Annotated in this window: 4 protein-coding genes and 1 pseudogene; 2 read left to right on the top strand and 3 right to left on the bottom strand. The window is 64.7% G+C overall.

Annotated features, from left to right (window positions below; translation table 11 throughout):
* The 3 genes and pseudogenes from EP26_RS31500 to EP26_RS34555 all read right to left on the bottom strand — a co-directional run.
* Window positions 1–255 (bottom strand): helix-turn-helix domain-containing protein (locus EP26_RS31500; protein WP_211259678.1); only part of this gene is annotated, 255 nt, incomplete at its 3' end.
* Window positions 256–439: 184 nt separating this feature from the next.
* A complete protein-coding gene (locus EP26_RS31495; RefSeq protein WP_169747583.1) occupies window positions 440–1,036 on the bottom strand; it encodes a TrbI/VirB10 family protein in 597 nt (198 codons plus the stop codon).
* A 139-nt stretch (window positions 1,037–1,175) separates the two neighbouring features.
* A pseudogene (locus tag EP26_RS34555) lies at window positions 1,176–1,932 on the bottom strand (IS5 family transposase).
* A 274-nt stretch (window positions 1,933–2,206) separates the two neighbouring features.
* Between EP26_RS34555 and EP26_RS31480 the strand changes: the two are divergent.
* Both EP26_RS31480 and EP26_RS36640 read left to right on the top strand, forming a co-directional pair.
* Entirely contained in the window at window positions 2,207–2,524 is a 318-nt protein-coding gene (locus tag EP26_RS31480) for a CU044_2847 family protein (RefSeq protein ID WP_043345790.1), read from the top strand.
* A gap of 32 nt (window positions 2,525–2,556) precedes the next feature.
* The coding region (locus EP26_RS36640; RefSeq protein WP_043345788.1) for an nSTAND1 domain-containing NTPase at window positions 2,557–5,161 on the top strand (2,605 nt) is incomplete at its 3' end.

Here is a 5,161-nt window from a genome sequence, read left to right as displayed (position 1 = left end):
GTGACGGCGGATCAGCGTCTGCACCTCAGCTTCCTGGGCCGTATCCAGCAGGCGCTGTTCGTCGGGTTTGCGGCCGCGCGGCTTGCCGACCAGCCCTTTCGCGCCCTCAGCTGCAAAGCGCTGGCAGATGTTGATCACCCCGGTCCGGCTCAGCCCGACCTGCTCGGCAATCTCCCGAAAGGTCAGGCCGCGCTGACGAAGCCCGACCACCTGCCGCCGGCGCTCTTCCTGAGCCGCCGCGGGCAGCTTGCGCATGTCCACGTGCCTCATGCCCGCGAACTTGGATCCCCAGTCAATCAGATCAAGACAATGAGGGCCGCATCAATAACAGAGCAAGTGCGAGTTGGTTCTCGGTCGGGTCGATCACGGCGGCCTCCTTTGGTATGACCCCCCGTACCAAGGTCTCTCAACTCAAAATTCCGGAATTAAGTCGAGCCTGTCAGCGGGCGCGCAGCCTGAAGCATGGGCGCATGTCGATGTCCTGCGTCAATCTGACGACGATAGGCTGGGCCTGGTTCCGGTATAGCGTTGGCGGTATCGCAGCATCCTCGGCGAAGAGGCTTTGCCCGCCCTGCCGTCCGGCTTGCTGGAACTGGTTGAACTGGATGCCGCCGCGGCTGATGCCCGAACTGGCGGCAAGAACAGCGGCCTGCATGCCGCTTTCCAGGAATGCCATGCCAATATAGGCCCCGAACCGCTGGAAAAAGTGGGAGTTGATCTCGCCGTCTAGCCCGGCTTGGCCAACTGCATCAGCAGCTGGTGCGCGGATGCGGATGAGACAGCCTTGTGGCGTCTCGACCCGCGTCATCACCGCGAACAGCCGACGTTGCCCACGCCGCAGCCCCGCGCCGACCCGCCCGCTGATCCACGTCCTGGCATCTAGCAGCGGGACAGCGCCACTGGTCGAGTAGACCGCCTCCGGCACCTTGCAGCGGAACGCGCCTTCAACGTCTGAGGTGATCGGCGCATCGGGGATGCAGGCGATCGGCGTCCCCTCCGTCAGAAACAGGTTCCGATCCGGCAGGCGGGTGGCCACCGCCGTCGGCTGGTCCTCCGTGCGCAGCCGCGCCGTCAGGGCATCGGTCTCGCCAGGTCGCACCAGGAGGGCCGCCAGAGCCCGCCACTGCTTCCGTACCGGCTCCTGCAATTGAGGTCGAACTAGGGCCTGTTGACGGTCATCGTGAAGCGATGACGGCGGCGGCGAGATGGATGGAGGCGGCGTAGCTGGTATCTGTCTTGTCGTAGCGAGTGGCGACGGCTCTGAACTCCTTCAGCTTGGCGAAAGTGTTCTCGATGAGGTGGCGCCAACGGTACATGTCGCGGTCGAGGGTGATCTGGGCCTTGCGGTTGGCCTTGGTCGGGATCACTGCGGGGCCCCGCGTGCATCAAGATCTGCCCTCAACCAGTCCACGTCGAAGGCTTTGTCGCCGAGCAGGGCGCCGAAGGCGACACCCTCGATCAGTGGCGCTACGCCAACAGTGTCGTGTCGCTGGCCGGGCAACAGCACGAAGCGCACCAGATTGCCGAGTGCGTCGGCCAGGGCGACGATCTTGGTGGTCAGGCCGCCGCGCGAACGCCCAATGGCCTGAGCTTGGGTCCCCCCCTTGCGCCACTCGCCTTCTGGTGGGCGGTGACGATGGTGCCGTCGATCAGGGCATATTCGAAGTCCGGCTCGCCAGACAAGCAGGCGAAGACGCGCTCGAATACACCGCCCTTCACCCAGCGGCGGAAGCGCTGGAAGACGCTGTTCCACTTGCCGAAGGCGCTGGGCAGATCGCGCCAGGGCGCCCCCGCCCGCACCCGCCACAGCACCGCTTCAAGGAACAGCCGGTTGTCTTTGCCCCTGCCGCCTGGATCGGTCGGTTTGCCCGGCAGCAGCGGCGCCACCTTCTCCCAAGCCGTGTCGCCCACCACGAACCGGTCTTGATCCAGCACGCTCCGTCCTCCGCCAACCCGGAGCTTGAATCACGAACGGCGCGCCGTGAGAATTCCCACCGTCAACAGGCCCTAATCAAGGCTTCCTTGAAAGATGAGGCATTGCAGTATGAATTCAACCTTTGATGGATAATGGCCCCGCAGAGGTATTTGGATCGCTTGATGTCGGGGCCGCATCCGGCGGAGCTGGCGCTAGGTGTTGCAGCGATAATTCTCGACACACCTGGCAAAGCCCGGAACCATGCCGTTGCGGCCATGAGGGAGTGCGGCGATGGGTAGTCGACTGATCGAGTTTCCGGTTGCTGGTGGTGGCAAACTGCTGGTCGAGGTCGATGATCCGCAAGTCGGCACCCGCCCCGTCGCCCGCAGCGCGGCTGAGAAGGTGCAGGAGAGTTTTGAAAGCGCGGTAGCGCAGGTCAGGCCTGGCGTCGAGGCGCTGATGGGGGAGCTGCGCAATCTTTCGGCCAAGCCCGAGCAGGTCAGCCTGGAGTTTGGCATCAAGTTCACCGCCGGTGCCGATGCATTGATCGCCAAGACCTCGCTCGAGGGCAATGTGAAGGTCACCCTGACCTGGAAGTCAGGCGGCTGACGCGCCGCCACCGGGTGGGATAGGGTAGTGCGATGACTGCACCCCTGCAGCAGGCCATTGCCCGGGTAAGGGCCACGGCTGCCGGCCCCGTCGTCGGCACCGCCTTCCTGATTTCGCCGCGGTACGTCATGACCTGCGCCCATGTCGTCAACGAGGCACTAGGCCTGGCTTGGGATGCAGCGGCACGCCCGTCGGAGCCGATCTGGATCGAGTTCCCCTTTGCCCAGGCCGACAGCAGTCCCGGGCTCTCCGCCCAAGTGGTGGGATGGCGCCCGGCAGGGCAAGGACCCGCTACTGACATCGCAGTACTTGAGCTCGAGCGCGATACGCGGATCCGGCCCTACCGCACGGCCATGACCCAGCCTAACCGCGGTCAGCCATTCTGGGTCAAAGGCTTTCCGGCTGGCTTCGACGGCGGGATGGATGCGGCCGGGGAGATTGGCACGACGCTCGAGCATGGCCGCTTGCTTGCAGTTGGTAACACGCTGCCGGGCTTCTTTATTGAGGGCGGCTTCAGCGGCGCGGCGCTACTCGATGAGACCAGCAGCTCGGTGCTTGGCATGGCTGCCGAGGCAGCGCAGGACGAAAGCAAGCGCATCGCCATCATCATCCCGGCGGCGCAGCTCGAGCTCGCCTGGCCACCGCTGGCACGGCCGTACAAAGGTCTTGGTGCTTTCCAGGAGGCAGATGCGCGGTTCTTTCATGGCCGCGAGCGGGCCATCGAGGAACTGGCGGCCAAGCTGGAGAAGCTGCCGCTAGTGGCCGTGGTGGGTCGCTCGGGTAGTGGCAAGTCGTCCCTGATCCGGGCAGGCTTAGTGCCATGGCTGCGCCTCCAGGACCCCTGGTGCGTGGTGACCTTCCGCCCTGGTGCGCCGTCGCCGGATCCCTTCCGCAACCTAACCGCCGCCCTTATCGAGGCCACCCAGGGCCGCGGCAGTAGTATCATTGAGCTTCTTCGGCAGGAGGAAGCGGTCGACAGGCTGGCGGCATCGCTGCGCAGCGCCCCGGGCAGCATCGTCGAACATCTGCAGCGGCTGACCGCGGCAAGGAGCCAGCATGAGCCGGTAAGGCTGCTGCTGCTGGCAGACCAATTCGAGGAGCTGTTCACTCTTGTCGTTGATCCGGCTGAGCATGAACCAGAGCAAAGCCTCAGGATCCGCTTTGTGCAGTGCCTGCAGGCTGCCACTGATACCAGCCGTACCCGTGACCCTGCCGCACGCTGCGTGCTGACTATCCGGGCCGATTACATGGGGCGGGCGCTTGGGATACGGGCCCTGGCGGATGCGCTAAAGGATGCCGACGTGAAGCTCGGGCCGATGACGGCCAGTGAACTGCGGCGTGCCATCGAAGAGCCGGCACGCTCGCTCGAGGTCAGCTTCGAGGCAGGCTTGGTCGACGAGTTAATGCAGGCCGTTAGCACCTCGAGTGATGCCCTGCCGCTGCTCGAGTTCACCCTAGCGGAGCTCTGGTCGCAACAGCGCGACCGGCTCCTCCGGCGACAGACAACATTCAGCCCGCAGGCCCAAGAAGTACTGGTCTCAGCGCTGATGCGCCATGCTGAAGCGGTATTCGAGGACCTTAGCCGCAACTTCGGCGAGGCAGCGTTCCGCAAAGTGCTTATCTCGTTGGTTTGGCTAGGAGACCCTAGCCGGGAGGGCGAAGACACACGGCGGGTACGACGGCGCGGTGAGTTCGAGGCGCGCGAGTGGGATTTGGTGGAGCAACTCGCCAGCCAGGATCGGCAGGCACGGTTAATCACCACGGGATCCAGCAATGTCAGCGGCGAGCCGACGGCCGAGATCGTGCACGAGGCGCTGATCCGGCACTGGACGCGGCTGCGTAGCTGGCTGGATGAGGACCGCGCTTTCCGGCTGTGGCTGCAGAAGACCGAAGCCAAAGCCGCGGAGTGGCAGCGCAGCCGCGATGCATCAGATCTGCTACAGGGCCGGAGGCTGGCGGAGGCAGAACGGTGGCGTGAGGAGCGTGCCGCGGACAACCTCCGCCCAGTGGCCGACTATCTCGCTGCCTCCATTCAGCACCGCGACGAAAAACGCCAGCAGCAGGAGCGGGAACAGCAGGCGCAGATCACCGCACTTGAGGCGCAACGCAAAGCAGCGCAAGACGCAGCGCGCGAAGCCGAGCAACAAAGAGCAGCCGCGCAAGCTGCCGAAGCCGAAGCAAGACGGCAGCGCACAGATGCCGAAAAAGCCGCACGTGATGCGGACGACCAGCGTGTAGAAGCCGAAAAAGCGGCCCGCGAAGCCGTTAAACAACGCCAAGCGGCAAAGCGCCGCCTCCTCTATGCCATTGGTGCGAGCGGTATCGCCCTCGTCGCGGCATTAGGGGCCGGCACTGCGGCCTACGTTGCGTATGAACGGTTTAAGGACGCACAGCTCGCACAAGCGCAAGTTCTGGCAACTTTGGCCGATGGCACAACTGAGCGTGGTGACGCTATGACAGGGATGCTGCTGGCGCTGCACTCCCAAACGCACGTTGGTGAACTTGCCGGTGGAAGCGCATCCCGAGCAACAGTCGGTGCTCTTTACCGGGCATGGCTGATGAACCGGGAGGTCGCCGTATTGCCGGAACGAACGGCCGCCTTCAGCCCGGACGGTCGCCGGCTGGTCACCGCGTCTT

Origin of the sequence: Belnapia moabensis DSM 16746, assembly GCF_000745835.1 — a bacterium.
GTDB classification, from domain to species: Bacteria; Pseudomonadota; Alphaproteobacteria; order Acetobacterales; family Acetobacteraceae; genus Belnapia; species Belnapia moabensis.
The sequence above is the reverse complement of the archived record's forward strand: the minus strand, read 5'-3'. Positions and strand labels throughout refer to the sequence as shown.